The sequence below is a fragment of the Tenacibaculum sp. Ill genome (assembly GCF_051938915.1).
Taxonomy (GTDB): Bacteria; Bacteroidota; Bacteroidia; order Flavobacteriales; family Flavobacteriaceae; genus Polaribacter; species Polaribacter larymnensis.
The window spans coordinates 1,048,879-1,065,843 of the sequence record NZ_JBPSCW010000002.1; the positions used below are offsets into that span (position 1 = coordinate 1,048,879).

A 16,965-nucleotide genomic window follows, 5' to 3' on the forward strand; every position below is an offset into this window, starting at 1 on the left:
TATTTTCGCACACTGTTAATAAAATAAATTACGTATGGCAATTTTATCGAAAATTAGAGAACGCTCAATGTTCTTAATTCTTGTAATTGGTTTAGCACTTTTTGCTTTTGTATTAGACCCTTCTACAATATCAGACTTTTTTAGCGCAAGCAAAGTAAACGAAATAGGACAAGTTGATGGCGAAGCCATTTCTCGTCAAGAGTTTGCTGAAGCTCTAGATGCTTACAAAGCACAAACAGGAAATAACATGTCTGAGATGCAGGCTGCAAAAGCAGTATGGAATAATTTAATCCGTCAAAAAATATACAAAAAGCAATTAGAAGAAGCAGGAATCACAGTTGGGGATGCAGATATCTTAAATGCCTTATACGAAACTCCAGTAATTCAAAACGACGCTAGATTCCAAACTTCAGGGATTTTCGATAAAAATAAGTTAAAAGAGCACTTAGCTACCATTAAAGAAGAAAATGGACAAGAATGGGGTGCTTGGCAAAAATATATGGCTTCTATAAAAAGCAATATAGAAAAAACAACATACGATAACTTAGTTGCTGCTGGCTTAGGAGCTTCTTTAAAAGAGGGGGAATCTAAGTATTTCACTGAAAATACAAAAGTATCAGGTAAGTATGTATATGTACCATATACTACAATTGCAGATAGTTTAGTAACATTAAAGAAAAGTGATGTTCAAAATTATATAAACCAGCATCAAGACGTTTTTCAAGTAGAAGCTTCAAGAGATATTAACTTTGTAAAGTTTAATATAGAGCCTACTACAGAAGATGAAGAAGCTATTAAAGCTAACGTAGCAAAATTAATTGATGATTCAGTAATAAACAACACTCCTGTAAAAGGATTAAAAAATACTACAAACTATAGTGAGTTTTTAGAAGAAAACGAATCTGATTTAAGATTAGATAATAACTACAAGTTTAAAATTCAAGTACCTCAAGTAATTGCCGAAGAAGTTTTCAATGGTAAAGAAGGAGATGTTTTTGGACCATATAAAGATGCAGGATTCTTTAAATTATCTAAAATTACAGAAGTAAAACAATTACCAGATTCTGCACAAGCAAGTCATATTTTAATTCCTTTTGTTGGTTCTGCAAGTGCTGACGCAACAGTTGTTCAAACTGAAGAAGAAGCTAAGAAGACTGCAGATAGTTTATTAGCTGTTGTTAAAGCTGATAAATCTAAGTTTGCAGATTTAGCTAAAGAAATGTCATCAGATCAAGGTTCTGCTGAAAAAGGTGGATTCTATGATTGGTTTGCTTATAACAGAATGGTACCATCATTCAGAGACTTTGTTTTTGAAGGAAAAGAGGGGGATATGGGAGTTGTAAAAACTCAATTCGGATTTCACGTAATTAAAATAGATGGTCAAAAGAACTTCCAACCAGTAGTAAAGTTAGCTACTTTTGGACGTAAGATAGAAGCTTCAGAAGAAACAGAAAATACAGTATTTCAAAATGCAGAAACATTAGCGTTAGAATTAGCAAATGGAAAAGATTTTGAAGAAACTGTAAAAGAAATGAACTTAACTTCTTTACCAGCGGTAGGATTAAAGTCTTTAGATGAAAACGTACCAGGTGTAGGTCGTGAAAGACAAATTATTACTTGGGCATTTGAAAAAGAAGTAAACGAAGGAGACTTTAAACGTTTTGATGTAGAAGGTGGATATGTAGTAGCTGTATTAACTGCAAAAACTGAAAAGGGATTAATGCCAGTAGATAAAGCAACTGCAAGTGTACGCCCTATCTTAACAAACGAGCGTAAAGCAAAAATGATTGAAGATAAAATTAGTGGTTCAATATTAGATGAAATCGCTAAATCAGTAAGTCAAACAGTTAGAACTGCTACCGATGTAAACTTACAATCACCAACAATTTCAGGTGTAGGTTTCGAACCAAAAGTAGTAGGAGCAATGATTAACGCAAAAGAGAACGAAGTAGTTAAAAATGTAGTAGGAGATAAAGGGGTGTTTGCTTTTGTTGTTGAAAAGAAAGAATTACCAACAGCATTACCAAACTACGATACGTACAGAAAGCGTATTGCTAACGAAAGACAGAACAAAACGTTCCAAATGTATGAGGCGGTTAAAAAAGCGTCTGATATTGAAGATAACATGAGTTCTTTCTACGGAATTCAATAAGAAATAACGTCATACAAATAAAAAATCCCGAACTATTTAGTTCGGGATTTTTTTATGTTATTTCATCTTTAATTTTAAACTTAAATTAGAAACATCGTTTTTCAACTTTTTGAGATCTTTTGTCCTACTTTTTTGAATATTGTAGTATGATATATTCGTTGGAGATTCATCGTTTAATAAAAAACTATTTATTAAACTTTTAAACCAGCTTTTCCGATATCAGTATTAAATGATAGTTTATTAATTTGAGATTTAGTTTCTTTTGGAAGTTCACTCTCATTTACCATATTAATAAACCTTTCTAGTTCAATACTCAATTGATTGATTTCATCGTAACTAACCTCTTTATCTCTTAAGTGTCTGTCACATTCGTTAGAAATATATTTTAAATATTTATGAATAGTTTCCAATGTCAAATTTATAATACCTTTTAAGAGAATAATTCTTGTTTTTTATATTAACTAAACTAATTTAATTAAAACAAAAAAGCAACCTCATATGAGATTGCTTTTTAAATATGTTTTAAAGCTTTTTATTAAGCGTTTAATGGTTGTCCATCCCAAGCTGCTTTAGCTGCTTCTTTTATAGCTTCAGAGTAGGTTGGGTGTCCATGACAAATACGAGCTAAATCTTCCGCAGAAGCTCTGTATTCCATCGCAACAGCTGCTTCCATAATTAAATCAGCAACACGAGCACCTACCATATGAACTCCTAATACTTCATCTGTATTTTTATCAGCCAATACTTTTACAAATCCATCAGTATCTCCACTTGCACGAGAACGTCCTAATGCACGCATAGAGAATTTTCCAGACTTGTAATCAACACCAGCATCTTTTAATTCTTGTTCAGTTTTACCAACAGCCGCTACTTCTGGCCAAGTGTAAACAATACCAGGAATTAAGTTATAGTCGATGTGAGGTTTTTGTCCAGCCAAATATTCAGCTACAACCACACCTTCTTCTTCTGCTTTGTGTGCTAACATAGCTCCACGAACTACATCACCAATAGCATAAATGTTAGAAACGTTCGTTTGTAAATGATCATTTACTTCAACCATTCCTCTTTCAGTAACTTTAACACCCGCTTTTTCTAAAGCTAATCCTTCAGTATACGGACGACGACCTACTGAAACTAAACAGTAATCACCAGTAAAAGTAACCTCTTCACCTTTTTTATTAGTAGCTTTTACCACAACTTCGTCACCATTTCTTTCAACAGAAGTTACACCGTGGCTAGCATTAATTTTCATACCTTGTTTCTTTAAAACCTTAGTAAGTTCTTTAGAAACATCTTTATCCATAGTAGGAGTAATTGTTGGAGCATACTCAATAACAGTTACATCAGCACCTAAACGCTTATAAACTGAACCTAACTCTAAACCAATAACACCACCACCAATAACTAATAAGTGCTTAGGAACTTCAGGAAGTTTTAAAGCTTCAGTAGAAGTTATTACACGCTCTTTATCAATAGTAATGAAAGGTAAAGAAGATGGTTTAGAACCAGTAGCTATTATAATGTTAGTACCTTCAATTACTTCTTCAGTACCATCATTTTTAGTGATTTTTACGTGAGTAGCATCTTCAAAAGAACCTAAACCTTCGTAAACCTCAATATTGTTTTTATCCATTAAATATTTGATACCTCCAGTAGTAGTTTCTACTACATTTGCTTTACGAGCTACCATTTTTCCGAAGTCAAAAGAAGGCTTCTCAACAGAGATACCATGCTCTTCGAAATGATTTACTGCATCATAGTAATGGTGCGAAGAATCTAATAAAGCTTTTGAAGGAATACATCCAACATTTAAACAAGTTCCACCTAAAGTTGAGTACTTTTCGATAATAGCAACTTTAGAACCTAATTGAGCGGCTCTGATAGCAGCAATGTACCCTCCTGGACCAGAACCAATAACGATTAAATCGTATTTCATGAGTTGTGTTTTATTTTTTCATAAATAATGAAGCACAAAAATACAATTATTTGTCGATAAAATTAGTTTTCATATCTTTAAAACTTAAATTCGTTGTATGAAAATTTTCAAAAAAATTATAGGATTCTTATTAATACTATTGGTAATAGCGCAGTTTTTTCAACCAGAAAAAAATCAAGGAGAAATAACTACAGTTGAAACTTTTATAAAAGAAACCAAACCAAATGATCAAGTGCACAAAATATTAAAAACAGCATGTTTTGATTGTCACAGTAATTCAACTAGTTATCCTTGGTATAGTAGTATTACACCAGTTAACTATTGGTTAGCTGACCACGTAAACCATGGAAAAGAAGAATTGAATTTTTCTGAATGGGCTACTTATTCCTTAAAAAGAAAAGAACATAAAATGGAAGAAGTTTGGGAGGAAGTAGAAAAAGGAAAAATGCCATTAGATTCTTATACTTGGACACACGCTGATGCTCGTTTAACTAAAGAAGAAGTTGAGCAAGTAATTAACTGGGCTAAAAGTGTACAAGGAGATTACAAAATGCAGCTAGCGAACTAAATTAATGCAACAACTTTTAATAATTGGATATGTTTGGATAGAAAAAACTACAGGAGCTGGTAACCGAATGTTACAGTTACTTGATGTTTTTAAAAACCAAAACTATACCATTACTTTTGCAACACCTGCCCAAAAAACTGAAAACTCTTTAAACTTAGCAGAGTTAGGAGTTGAGGAGAAATCGATTGAATTAAATTCAAGTTCTTTTGATGATTTTATTAAAGAACTACAACCAGATGTTGTGTTGTTCGATCGTTTTATGATGGAAGAACAATTTGGTTGGCGTGTAGCAGAATATTGCCCGAAAGCTTTACGAGTTTTAGATACAGAAGATTTACATTTTTTACGTAAAACACGTCATCAACAATTAAAAAAAGGAAAACAATTTTCTACAGAAGCATTGTTGAAGTCGGATGAAGCAAAACGAGAAATCGCTGCTATTTTACGTTGTGATATGAGTTTGATTATTTCAACCTACGAAATGCAGTTATTGAAAGACGTTTTTAAAGTTGATGAATCTTTACTATATCATTTACCTTTTTTATTGAGTTCAATTGACGAAAAAGTAGTAAAAAAATGGAAGTCGTTTGAAGAACGAAAACATTTTGTATTTATAGGAAACTTTTTTCATGCTCCAAATGTCGATGCTGTTTTACAATTAAAAACAATTTGGAAAACGATAAGAAAGCAATTACCAGAGGCAGAATTGCATATCTACGGAGCCTATGCTACGCAGCAAATTCAGCAATTGCATAAACCAAAAGAAGGATTTATTATAAAAGGTTTTGCAGAAGATGCACTCGAAGTAGTTAAAAGTGCTAGAGTAGTGTTAGCGCCAATTCGTTTTGGAGCTGGGATTAAAGGGAAATTAACAGAAGCAATGGAATGTGGTACTCCAAGTGTTACTACTTCAATAGGTGCAGAAGGCATGCATGGAAATTTACCTTGGAACGGATTTATAGAAGATGATTTTGTGAAGTTTGCCAACAAAGCTATAGAGCTGTATACTTATGATATTCTTTGGAAAAAGTCTCAACAAAAAGGAATTGCAATTATCAATTCGATATATGATAAAGAAAAAATAGCTTTTTCTTTTGTAAATAAAATAAAAGAAATCCAAGAAAACCTTGAAACACATCGTACACAAAATTTTCTTGGAAGTTTGTTGCAACATCAAACCTTACAGGCTACAAAATTTATGAGCAAGTGGATTGAAGAAAAGAATAAGAAATAGAACTTATTCAATTTTAATATCTACTGAGGTTCTACTTTGCCATCCAGTAACATCTATTACAGAAATTTGGCAGTGATAATCTCCTGAATCTATGTCTGTAGGAATTGTAATCTTTTGCATTATCTCATATTCTTTAGGATTGTTATCAATAGTATAGTTTTCCATAAAAATTAAAGGAGTAATAGGATCTTTAATGGGAAATAACGCACAATTTGAACCTTGATCATCGTGTGTGTGATGATCGAAATTATGATGGATGTCAATAGCGTAAGTAGCCAGAGCTATATTGTCAGAGACTTTTACACGTATAGTGTATTCTTTTCCCTTTTCTAAAACAGTACAAGATTGAGGAAACCCTTCGTTGTAGTTTAAAGTAATAGTAGGCTTTTCTGTATCAGGTTCTTCAGATTCGCTACTACAGCTAATGTTTAACGCTATAATTAATAGTAAAGCACTTGTTATTTTTAATAATTTCATGATAATTTGTTTTATAAAAGACTACTTGAAAAACTCAAGTAGTCTTTTTTGTTATGATTATTTAATTTCGATAGGAATTGACAATTTTACTGTTTCGCTTTCTCCGCTTTCTTTAGCGTAAATATTTAGCCAGTAGCTTCCTACTGGAGCACCAGGAATTAAATCGTAATGATAATGGATGTGCGGATTTTTAACTCCTTCATACAATTCTTTAGGTAAAACATTAATTACTTTATCCCACTTACCAACTTCAACATTTTGACCTTCTCTCCATTCTTCAAACCAAAATTCATATTTAATTTCAGTTACCGTATTGTTACCAGAAACATATTCGAATTCTGTATGTAACTCATCTTTTCCAAAGGCAATTGAGTTGTTATCACCTATTTCTAAGTCTTTAAACTTTTGAATAATGTGAAGTTTTTTTGTGATGATACTTTTCGTTCCATCTTCGTGTTCAACCGTAATTTTGAAGTTATAAACTCCTTCAGCAGGTGTAAATGAAGGACTATACTTATTATCTTCATCAAAATATACGTGATAGTGAATGTGCGGATTTAATTGACCTTGGTAACGATCAACAGGAACTAAGTGATTTTTTAATTCCCAAATTAATTCACCAGGTTTAATATTTGTAACGTCAGCAGCTTCAACATCAAAATAAATTTTAGAAACTTTACTGGTTCCTTCATAATCAAATTGAATATGAACATCTACGTTTGATTGTGGTAAAACAAAATCAGAATTTCCTAATTCTATGCTTTTAAAACGTTCTGGGTTAATATTTTCTTCGAAAGTGTTTTGAATGTTATCTTCATCACTACAAGAAATGATTAAAAGACTTACAAAAAATAAGATTGCGGTTTTAAATGTGTTTTTCATGATTAAAAAAATTAAATGATTAAAATGTTTGTATAATTGTTATTGAAAAGTTTCTTCCAGGCTCAGGAACTTCTATAAGTCTATAGAAACTCGTGTGGTCGAATACTTTGTTATTTAAAATATTATTTAACCTCCCTTGAATTTTAAGAGGTTGTTTTTTTGAGAAAAGATCTACACTCGTATGCAAACCAATATTTATTAAAGAATACCCTTCTGTAGTTTTTTCAGGGGGTACAATATTGTTTTGATCTGAAACCAATCGTACACTTGAGAATAGTTTAGTGTCGCCAAAAGTTAACCAAGGATTCAATGTATACTCAAGCGAAACAACTCCTGTTAACGGAGGAGAAAAAGGAAGTGTGAAGTTTTTCTTTTTTCCACTTAATTGTCTTGCTTTTACATATTCTAAAGAACCCGTAATCGATAATTTATCAATAGGTTCATATTGAATCATAACTTCACCGCCATATCTAAAAACACGACTTTGACTGTATTGATACTTTTGAAGCGTTTCGTAATACTCAGGGGTTGGACTTAAATAGATATAATTATCAAAATAATTGACAAAAGGTGTGATCTGAATAGAAGCTTTATTATAATTTGCTTTAAACTCTCCGTCTATTTGATAAGAACTTTCAGGCTCTAAATCAAGGTTTCCTTCTTCATATCGGTACATGTGATAGTTTACTCCGTCTGAAGCCAATTCGTTTGCCAGTGGAATTCTAAAACTCTTACCTATATTTATTTTATACGATGTGTTTTTAAGTCCATAACTTAATCCAGCTGAAGCACTAAAACTTCCAAAAGTTAAATTCTTTCTTTCTGAACGTTGTAGTTGTTGCTGAGTAGTATTTCCGTTTTCGTCAGTAACAGGAGATAAAAACCATTCGTAATAGGGTTGGGTTTTTATTACGCCATAATCGTAGCGTACACCACCATCTAAATATAAATTGTTGTTGAGTTTTATTTGATCGTATACAAAAGCCCCAACTGTAAAACGAGTATATTCAGGAATAAGAAATCCCCAGCCATCAATAATATTATCTTGATACTCTAAGTTTATACCCGTGGTAACTTTATGTTTTTCAAAATAGTGTAATTGACTTTTTGCATTAAGACTGTAGGTGTTCTTCTTAAACAAGCGTTCCATTGTAGATGACGGTTTGGGCATATAACCATGCGGAACAGGTTCTGAGTGTTCTTCGCGATGATTTTTTTGAAGACCAAGCTCAACATCTAACGTGTAATTGGGGAACAAAAAACTGGTATTATTCGTTATTTTAAAATGATTGACTTTATGATGGGGTAAATCAATATCTCTATTGTCAGCATCGTACTCTATTTTAGAAGTTCTCACTTCAAGACCATGTGCATTAGCGAAAAAACCATTTTTAGAATTTACATTACTAAAAGAAGTTATAGAGCTAATATTATCTGATACATAACCTATAGAAACTCCAACATTATGATTGTACCCCGCTGTGTTACGTAAGTAATTTTTATGCAAGTCAAAAATGTAATTATCGTACGTGATTTTTTTGGTAGGAACTTTATAGTCGCCATAATCTTCATGAGTAATTCTAGCTTTATAATACCAGTGATTATAACGTTGTTTAACTCCCAAAGAAACTCCATAAAAATCGTTGTTACTTCTGTTAGTAAGGTTTAGTTCACCAGAAAAAGAATTAACATCAGGTAGTAAGTTATTTTTCAGGCTAATTACACCAGATATTGCATCAGAACCATAGAGCAATGAAGCAGCTCCTTTAGTAACCTCAATATTATCAATATTATATTGGTCTATTTCCAAACCATGATCGGCTCCCCATTGTTGTGCTTCGTGTTTTATACCATTTTCAACAACAACAACTCTATTAAAACCTAAACCTCTAATAGTAGGTTTGGATTGACCAGAACCAATAGTAATTGTGCTAACCCCTGGAATATCTTTAAGAGTTTGCATTAAACTATTATCCCTGTTTTTCTCTAAAAAACCAACATCAATCCTTTGTGTATTACTGGAGAACTTTGTTAGTGTTTTTTTAGGGTTTTGTGCAATAACCACCTCATTTAATACTGAATTGTCTTGTGTTAAAGGAATAATTATTACTGAGTTAGTAGGAGATATGTTCTCTTGATAAGTAACATATCCAACATGAGTAACAGTTAAGAGATACTCTTTGTTTAAAAGTTTGTAAAAACTACTATTTCCTTTAGTATTTGTGTACGCGTGCTTTGAACCAATACTCACGTGAGCATTGGGTAACTCACTTTGTGTTGTTCCATCAATTACTTTAATAGTAACAGAACTGGTATTCTGACTAAAAAGAATTGCATGAAACAATACACAAAATAAAGCACCTAAGCTTTGTTTTGTCATTGTAAACAGAATTTAAAAACGAATTGTGTTAGCCGAAATAGAAAAAATCGACTATTGATTAAATAAGTTTAGAACACGTTACTATAGTAGGAGTAAACATATGTAATTATAGCGTAAAACCTAGTTTTAGGGTTGCATAAGTATATACTCCGATAAGAGTACAAATGTTCTAAAAATAATATGCTACAAGTTTGTAGGAGGTCCTCTAAGTTTTCTATTCAGAGAGTGGTAAGAAGATAAGATAATTGACTTGTAATTATCTACTAGTATCTTACCAGGAAGAATAGCTGAAACTTGTGAGAAATTTTGTGTTGGTACATCAAAAGAAGCAAAAGAAAAATAACAAATATCACAATGATCGTTTACCGATTCGTGTAAGTGAGTAGATTTTTCTTTACAGTTATGATGGTGTGCTTCATTTTCATGATGATGGGTAGCTTTTATAAGAATAGGAAGCATAAGAAGAACCACCAAAGATAAAGAGGTGATTTTGCTAAATATGCTATTTTTATTCAAGCTCATTTTTTATAACTGTAGGAAAACAAAAGTAAGGGCTTAGCAAACTTTTTATATGTGAAATTGTGTTAATTTTTTCTAAAAAGAAGGAAAAAATTGTTTTGGTAAAAATTATTTACTTTCGAATGCTTTATAGTCTAAAGGCAACATATTAGCAAAAGCTTCAAAGCCCCAATATCCTTCGTTAAATATAGCATTAGGGTTAATAAGTACGCCCGATTTATCTATTTGAGCATTTCCTTCTAACAAAACAATATTTGAGGTTTGTACACCACTAGCTTTTTTTCGCTTTCCAAACATACCGATTAAATAATTTTCTTCTTCAGGTTCTTTAGTGTAAATAACCATTAAGTAATTTTTAAAATTTAAAAAAGGAGTATTACTATTATAAGTAATCATATCCTCATAAGGAACGCTCTTTTTATATAAGTAATCTTGATGTTTGGGAAGTCTAGCCTTTTGAAGTGTAACAATTACACTATCTAGGGTAGTTTTTGGATTAGATATGTTTTTAGATAAATTAACAGGTTTGTTGTAAAGTTTAAAAAACTCTCTAGCAAAGTTTATTTTTTCCTCAGAAGGTCTATCAGGATTTGGAACTCGTTTAAATTGATTAACTACAAAGCCATCCTTTTTAAGCTTTTTTGAAGTAAGACTTCTTAAAAAGTGCATTTGAGAACCATTATAAGCTTCAAGTCTGTTTTGTTTCCACTTCCTTTTAATATTTTTACGTAAGTCTTCATAACGTGCAAAGCCACTAAAAAATAACTTTTGTTCTTCTAGTACAAAATCAACTAAATCATAAGTAATTAAATACCCTAAACCTTGATGTTTAATTCTAAGTGGTTTTTTAGCCAAAGCAGAGAGTGTGTTTGCCTTAGCATTGTAATCAAAATAGAGGTCTTTTTCATTTATAATTTTACACGTTTCTGCGAGTTTTGTTCTTCCTAAAAAGGCTTGTTTAAAACGAGCTAAATTATATTCCCAGTTTTTATCGTAAACAGTTTTCTTGATTACAACTTCGTTTAAAATACTACTGTCTTCTTCAAGTTTAATGTTAATACTTATATCTTTTTTTTGAGGAGTAATTAAAAGCTGTTTTGTTTTATAGCCTAAAAAAGAAATAACTAATGTATAGTTTCCTTCTTTGATTTTTAACTCAAATTCTCCTTGAGAATTTGTTATTGTACCAGTAGTAGTGTTGTTAAAGTAAACAGAAGCTCCTTCTAGAGGTTCATCAGTTTTTGAAAATACATTTCCTTTAATTAAGATTTGAGAAAATGAAATAGAGTTTACGAAGAGTAAGAAAAGAAAAAGTCCCTTTTTCATGAAAATTATTTTCCATAAAAATAGGGACTTATTTAAAGTGATAAAATTTTATTTATTAATTCTTGTCAATCAATCCAGCACGCCTTAATAAAGCATCTGGTTTTGGCTCTCTTCCTCTAAAACGTTTGTATAATTCCATAGGTTCTTCTGTACCTCCTTTAGATAATACATTGTTTTTAAATTTATCTGCAACCTCTTTGTTAAAAATACCCTCCTCTTTAAAATATTCAAAAGCATCAGCATCTAACACTTCTGCCCATTTGTAAGAGTAATATCCAGCTGAGTATCCACCTTGAAAAATATGAGAAAAAGAAGTACTCATACAGTTTTCTGCTACATCAGGATATAATTTAGTTTCTGCGAAAGCATTCGTTTCAAATTCTTTAACATTAGTAATTGTTTCAGGAGAATCTCCAGAATGCCAAGACATATCTAATAATCCGAAGCTTAATTGGCGCAGGGTTTGCATTCCTTCATGGAAACTTGCAGATTCTTTAATCTTCTCAACATATTCCATAGGAATAACCTCACCTGTCTCATAATGTTTTGCAAATAACTCCAACGCTTCTTTTTCGTAACACCAGTTTTCTAAAACTTGGCTAGGTAACTCCACAAAATCCCAAGAAACAGAAGTTCCTGATAAGCTTTTATAAGTCGTATTGGCAAGCATTCCGTGTAAGGCGTGACCAAACTCGTGGAATAAGGTAGTAACCTCGTTAAAAGTTAATAAAGAAGGCTTAGTTTGCGTAGGTTTGGTAAAGTTACAAACGATAGATACTTGAGGTCTTTCGTTAGTATCGTTACTCATGTATTGTGATTTATAAGAAGTCATCCACGCACCATTACGTTTTCCTGGTCTTGGGTGAAAATCTGCATAGAAATATGAAACAAAATTACCATCAGTATCTTTTACAGCATACGTTTTTACATCTTCATGATACTTGTCAATAGTGTCTATTTCTTCAAACTGTAAATTATACAATTTGTTAGCAACAGTAAACACACCATCAATTACATTTTCTAACTTAAAGTAAGGTTTCAATAACTCTTGATCTAAGTTAAATAACTCTTTTTTTAGTTTTTCAGAATAGTAAGCACCGTCCCATTTTTGCAGTTGGTCAATTCCATCCAATTTTTTAGCATACGCTTCTAAGTTTTTAAACTCACGTTGTGCAGCAGGTTTGGCCTTTTCTAATAGCTCATTTAAAAACTCCATAACTTTTTCAGGAGTTTCAGCCATACGCTCTTCTAATACAAAATGAGCGTGGGTTTTATAACCTAATAGGTTTGCTCTTTTATGACGTAGGGTTACAATGTTTTTTACAACTTGTTCATTGTTATATTCATTTTGTTGAAATCCTTTTTTACCAAAAGCGATGGATAACTTTTTTCTCAATTCTCTATTATCAGCATAGGTCATAAAAGGAATATAACTTGGATAATCTAAGGTAATCATCCAACCCTCTTTACCTTTTGAATTGGCAAGTTCTTTAGCAGCTTCTTTAGCACTTTCTGGTAAGCCTGCTAAATCATCTTCATTGGTAATAAATAATTTAAAAGCATTGGTTTCAGCCAAAACATGCTCTCCAAACTGTAAAGATAATTTTGCTAACTCAGCATCAATTTTACGAAGCTCAGCTTTATCAGCTTCATTTAAATTTGCTCCGTTACGCGCAAAACTTTTGTATTGTTTATCTAACAACATTTCTTGTTCAGGAGTCAAGTTTAAATCAGACAATTGATCGTATACGGTTTTTACACGTTTAAACAATTCTTCATTTAAAATCATGTCGTTTCTAAACTCACTTAACCAAGGCGAAATATCTTTCGCTATTTTTTGAATTTCTTCATTTGTTTCAGCAGAGTTTAAATTGAAAAAGATAGAAGTAGCTCTATCTAACGTATTACCTGTATTATCTAAAGCAACTGTAGTGTTTTCAAAAGTAGGAGCTTCAGGATTCTCTACAATAGCATTAATTTCATTTGTTGCTATTTGTATAGCTTCCTTTATAGCAGGTTTATAATTTTCTTCTTTAATTTGAGAAAAAGGGGGCGTATTAAAATCTTGTAAAAGTGGATTTTTAGTCATGAAAATTTAGTTTAAAAAATTGAAGAAACCTCACAAATAAAAAATCTGTGAGGTCTTCAAGTTAATATCGTACTAAGGTACTTATTTTTTTACTCTTTCAGAAGCTTTTTCAACTTTCAGTTTTAAGCCTTCTTTATAAGCGATTATTTTGTCTAACACACATTTGTCAGAAGCTCCAATAATTTGAGCAGCTAAGATACCCGCATTTTTTGCTCCATCTAAAGCTACAGTAGCCACAGGAACACCTCCTGGCATTTGAAGAATAGATAAAACAGAATCCCAACCATCAATAGAGTTTCTACTTTTTACAGGAACTCCAATTACTGGTAACGGACTCATACTTGCTACCATTCCAGGTAAATGAGCAGCACCACCAGCACCAGCAACAATAACTTGTACACCACGCTTGTGTGCATTATTAGCATAATCGAATAATTTTTCAGGAGTTCTGTGTGCAGATACGATATCTACTTCTACTTGAATATCAAAACTCTCTAAAATATCAATTGCTTCTTGCATAATTGGAAGATCTGAATCGCTTCCCATGATAATTCCTACCATAATTTTATGTTTTTGTCATCTCGAGCGTAGTCGAGAGGTTATTTTGCTATTACCTTAATAGTTTCTTTTACTTGTTGAGCGACTTTTCTCGCTTCATTTATATCTTCATTAACAATAGTTACGTGTCCCATTTTACGGAAAGGTTTGGTTGTCTTTTTTCCGTAGATGTGAGGGGTAACTCCGTCAATCTTTAAAATTTCTTCGATGTTTTCATATACTACATCACCAGTATAGCCTTCAGCACCAACCAAGTTCACCATGATTCCGGCTACTTTACTTTCAGTATTTCCTAACGGAAGGTTTAAAATACTACGTAAATGTTGTTCAAATTGATTAGTATAACTTGCTTCAATTGAATAATGCCCTGAATTGTGAGTTCTTGGGGCAGCTTCGTTTACTAAGATGTTGTCATCTTCAGTTTGAAACATTTCCACAGCTAATAATCCAACAAAATCAAAAGCATCAGCAACTTTTAAAGCAACTTCGCGCGCTTTTTTGGCAACTGTATCTTCAATTCTTGCAGGACAAATTACATATTCTACTTGATTAGCTTCTGGGTGAAATTCCATTTCAACTACTGGGTAAGTTTTGGTTTCACCGCTTGCATTTCTTGCAACAATAACAGCTAATTCATTTTTAAAAGGAACTAGTTTTTCAGAAATACACTCACCAGTAGGTAGGTTTTCTAAATCGTTGATGGTACGAACAATTTTTACCCCATTACCATCATATCCAAATCGAGCAGATTTCCATACAAAAGGAAACGTAACCGCTTCGTTGCTAATAGCGTGTTTTAACTCTTCTAAAGAAGTAAACCTAGAAAAGTCAGCAGTAGGGATATTATTGTCGTGATAAAACACCTTTTGATGTGCTTTATTTTGAATAGTTCTTAAGTTTTTAGGCTTTGGAAAAATAGTTAACCCTTCAGCTTCTAAAGCATCTAAAGCATCAATATTTACGTTTTCAATTTCTATGGTTAACAAATCTACTTGTTTTCCAAAATTGTAAACAGTATCATAATCCAATAAATCTCCTTGATGAAATTCGTTACATATCTGAGCGCAAGGAGCGTCAGCGTTTCCGTCTAAAATAACAGTATAGATATCGAATTTTTGCGTTTCGGTAAGTAACATTCTTCCTAATTGGCCGCCTCCTAGAACACCCAATTTAAAGTTTGAAGAAAAGTAGTTTTTCACGATAAATGTGTTAATTGTGTTGTTGTTGCTGCAAAAATAAGAATCTAATTGTTAGTACAAATAGTATTAACGAGATATTCTTAACTGATTGTTACTAATGGGAGTAACAAAATACATTAATGCATTACAACCTTCACCATCTAAAGGAGCACCACCAGAAAGGTAGTTGTATTTTTTATCATCGCAAGGGCAGGTAATTTCTACTCCGTTAAAAGTCATTAAAGAGTTACAATTTTGCTCTGGGCATTGCTGGTCAAAAGCTCTGTAACCAGAGGTTCCTGTTCTAAAAATAAAAACATTTCTCCCTTGTATTACATTTTGAGATTCTCCTCCAGGAACTAATAAACCGCTAAATTCTGGAAGCGATAAATCGATGATAGCATTCATTTTTATTCCAGAAAAGCAATTGTTAATAGGAGTGTTATCACTACAGCTAAAACAAATTATAACAAGAAATAAATAAAATATTTTTTTCATTTTTTAGTATAGAAGTTGTTATTGTAACGCAACGAAGTTACAAATATTTTGTACATTTGTAAGACAATCTCATTCCTAACGGCGTGGGATTTTTAAATTTAACCCTCAGGGTTCTAGGAAGAAAAGTTATATGCTTCTTATAAAACGTTAAGGAAAGCGTATAAAAGTTTGTTGATTTTAAAAAGAGAGAAGAGATGAGTAATGTATCATATTATACGGAAGAAGGATTAAAGAAACTTAAAGAAGAGTTAGCACATTTAGAGCAAGTAGAAAGACCACGTGTTTCTCAAGAAATAGCGGATGCTCGTGATAAAGGAGATTTGAGTGAGAATGCAGAATACCATGCTGCTAAAGAAGAACAATCGTTATTAGAAACAAAAATAGCTAAGCTAAAAAATGTAGTAGCTAATGCTCGTGTTATTGATGAAAGTCAGTTGGACATGTCTAAAATCTTAATTCACTCAATAGTTAAGATTAAAAATACAGTTAACGGAATGGAATTTACCTACACACTTGTTGCAGATAGTGAAAGTGATGTAAGAAACGGAAAATTATCTGTAAACTCACCAATAGGTAAAGGTTTATTAGGTAAAAAAGTAGGTGATGTAGCCGAAATACAAGTACCTAACGGAATTATGAAGTTTGAAGTTATGGCGATTTCTCGATAAGAGAAAAGAACAAATATAAAAGAGTAAAGATTTATTCGGGTTTTAGCTTCGCTAGAACCCGATTTCTTTTTTATTTTTACTGTAAAATTAAATAAAAAAACATGGCAAGTATTTTTACAAAGATTATAAACGGAGAAATTCCATCATACAAAATAGCAGAAGACGATAACTATTTTGCTTTTTTAGATATCAACCCAAATGCAAAAGGACATACATTGGTTATTCCTAAGCGAGAAGAAAATAAATTATTTGACTTATCGAAAGAAGAGTACGATGGATTAATGTCTTTTTCTTATAGAGTAGCCAAAGCGATTGAGAAAACTATTCCATGTGAGCGTGTGGGAATGAGTGTAATTGGTTTAGAAGTACCTCATGTACATGTGCATTTAATTCCATTACAAACCATGGAGGACATCCGATTTGTAAAGAAAGAAAAATTAACAAATGAAGAGTTTGTAGTAGTTGCAGAAGGTATTGCTAAGAATTTTGAATAAATAAAA

At 32.1% G+C, this 16,965-nt stretch carries 16 protein-coding genes; 5 read left to right on the forward strand and 11 right to left on the reverse strand.

Features of this window, described 5'->3' with window-relative positions:
• Positions 1 to 34 precede the first annotated feature (34 nt).
• Positions 35 to 2,152, forward strand: coding sequence for a peptidylprolyl isomerase (locus ACTPNM_RS05000; RefSeq protein ID WP_440120856.1), 2,118 nt, complete (start codon positions 35 to 37; stop codon positions 2,150 to 2,152).
• A gap of 191 nt (positions 2,153 to 2,343) precedes the next feature.
• On the opposite strand, the gene ACTPNM_RS05005 is transcribed toward ACTPNM_RS05000, so the two are convergent.
• Complete coding sequence (locus ACTPNM_RS05005) at positions 2,344 to 2,562, reverse strand: hypothetical protein (RefSeq protein WP_440120857.1); 219 nt, start codon at positions 2,560 to 2,562, stop codon at positions 2,344 to 2,346.
• Positions 2,563 to 2,687: 125 nt separating this feature from the next.
• On the reverse strand, positions 2,688 to 4,088 hold the full coding sequence (lpdA, locus tag ACTPNM_RS05010; RefSeq protein WP_440120858.1) for a dihydrolipoyl dehydrogenase: 1,401 nt from the start codon (positions 4,086 to 4,088) through the stop codon (positions 2,688 to 2,690).
• Between the two features lie 97 nt (positions 4,089 to 4,185).
• Between lpdA and ACTPNM_RS05015 the strand changes: the two genes are divergently transcribed.
• Both ACTPNM_RS05015 and ACTPNM_RS05020 read left to right on the forward strand, forming a co-directional pair.
• Complete coding sequence (locus ACTPNM_RS05015) at positions 4,186 to 4,656, forward strand: heme-binding domain-containing protein (RefSeq protein ID WP_440120859.1); 471 nt, start codon at positions 4,186 to 4,188, stop codon at positions 4,654 to 4,656.
• A 4-nt stretch (positions 4,657 to 4,660) separates the two neighbouring features.
• Positions 4,661 to 5,890: a glycosyltransferase gene (locus tag ACTPNM_RS05020; protein ID WP_440120860.1), complete on the forward strand. Its 1,230-nt coding sequence runs from the start codon at positions 4,661 to 4,663 to the stop codon at positions 5,888 to 5,890.
• A gap of 3 nt (positions 5,891 to 5,893) precedes the next feature.
• Here ACTPNM_RS05020 and ACTPNM_RS05025 read toward each other — a convergent pair whose 3' ends face one another.
• The 9 genes from ACTPNM_RS05025 to ACTPNM_RS05065 form a co-directional block, all read right to left on the reverse strand.
• The gene (locus ACTPNM_RS05025; protein WP_440120861.1) at positions 5,894 to 6,367 is read right to left on the reverse strand and encodes a DUF4625 domain-containing protein; all 474 of its coding nucleotides are present in this window, start codon (positions 6,365 to 6,367) and stop codon (positions 5,894 to 5,896) included.
• Between the two features lie 57 nt (positions 6,368 to 6,424).
• Positions 6,425 to 7,249, reverse strand: a complete 825-nt coding sequence (locus ACTPNM_RS05030) for a hypothetical protein (protein ID WP_440120862.1) — start codon at positions 7,247 to 7,249, stop codon at positions 6,425 to 6,427.
• A 19-nt stretch (positions 7,250 to 7,268) separates the two neighbouring features.
• Entirely contained in the window at positions 7,269 to 9,629 is a 2,361-nt protein-coding gene (locus ACTPNM_RS05035; protein ID WP_440120863.1) for a TonB-dependent receptor domain-containing protein, read from the reverse strand.
• Positions 9,630 to 9,812: 183 nt separating this feature from the next.
• Positions 9,813 to 10,151: a hypothetical protein gene (locus ACTPNM_RS05040; RefSeq protein WP_440120864.1), complete on the reverse strand. Its 339-nt coding sequence runs from the start codon at positions 10,149 to 10,151 to the stop codon at positions 9,813 to 9,815.
• 105 nt (positions 10,152 to 10,256) lie between these two features.
• Positions 10,257 to 11,474 carry a carboxypeptidase-like regulatory domain-containing protein gene (locus tag ACTPNM_RS05045; RefSeq protein ID WP_440120865.1) on the reverse strand — a complete coding sequence of 406 codons (1,218 nt, stop codon included), beginning with the start codon at positions 11,472 to 11,474 and terminating at the stop codon, positions 10,257 to 10,259.
• A gap of 55 nt (positions 11,475 to 11,529) precedes the next feature.
• Positions 11,530 to 13,563 (reverse strand): M3 family metallopeptidase, encoded by a 2,034-nt coding sequence (locus ACTPNM_RS05050; protein WP_440120866.1) that lies wholly within the window; start codon positions 13,561 to 13,563, stop codon positions 11,530 to 11,532.
• A gap of 81 nt (positions 13,564 to 13,644) precedes the next feature.
• Complete coding sequence (gene purE / locus ACTPNM_RS05055; RefSeq protein WP_099215934.1) at positions 13,645 to 14,124, reverse strand: 5-(carboxyamino)imidazole ribonucleotide mutase; 480 nt, start codon at positions 14,122 to 14,124, stop codon at positions 13,645 to 13,647.
• Positions 14,125 to 14,162: 38 nt separating this feature from the next.
• Positions 14,163 to 15,320 carry a 5-(carboxyamino)imidazole ribonucleotide synthase gene (locus ACTPNM_RS05060; protein WP_440120867.1) on the reverse strand — a complete coding sequence of 386 codons (1,158 nt, stop codon included), beginning with the start codon at positions 15,318 to 15,320 and terminating at the stop codon, positions 14,163 to 14,165.
• Positions 15,321 to 15,386: 66 nt separating this feature from the next.
• Positions 15,387 to 15,797, reverse strand: a complete 411-nt coding sequence (locus tag ACTPNM_RS05065) for a Rieske (2Fe-2S) protein (protein WP_440120868.1) — start codon at positions 15,795 to 15,797, stop codon at positions 15,387 to 15,389.
• 194 nt (positions 15,798 to 15,991) lie between these two features.
• Here ACTPNM_RS05065 and greA point away from each other — a divergent pair, with 194 nt between their 5' ends.
• Both greA and ACTPNM_RS05075 read left to right on the forward strand, forming a co-directional pair.
• Positions 15,992 to 16,465, forward strand: a complete 474-nt coding sequence (gene greA / locus ACTPNM_RS05070) for a transcription elongation factor GreA (protein WP_440120869.1) — start codon at positions 15,992 to 15,994, stop codon at positions 16,463 to 16,465.
• 101 nt (positions 16,466 to 16,566) lie between these two features.
• Complete coding sequence (locus tag ACTPNM_RS05075) at positions 16,567 to 16,959, forward strand: HIT family protein (protein WP_440120870.1); 393 nt, start codon at positions 16,567 to 16,569, stop codon at positions 16,957 to 16,959.
• Positions 16,960 to 16,965: the final 6 nt, after the last annotated feature.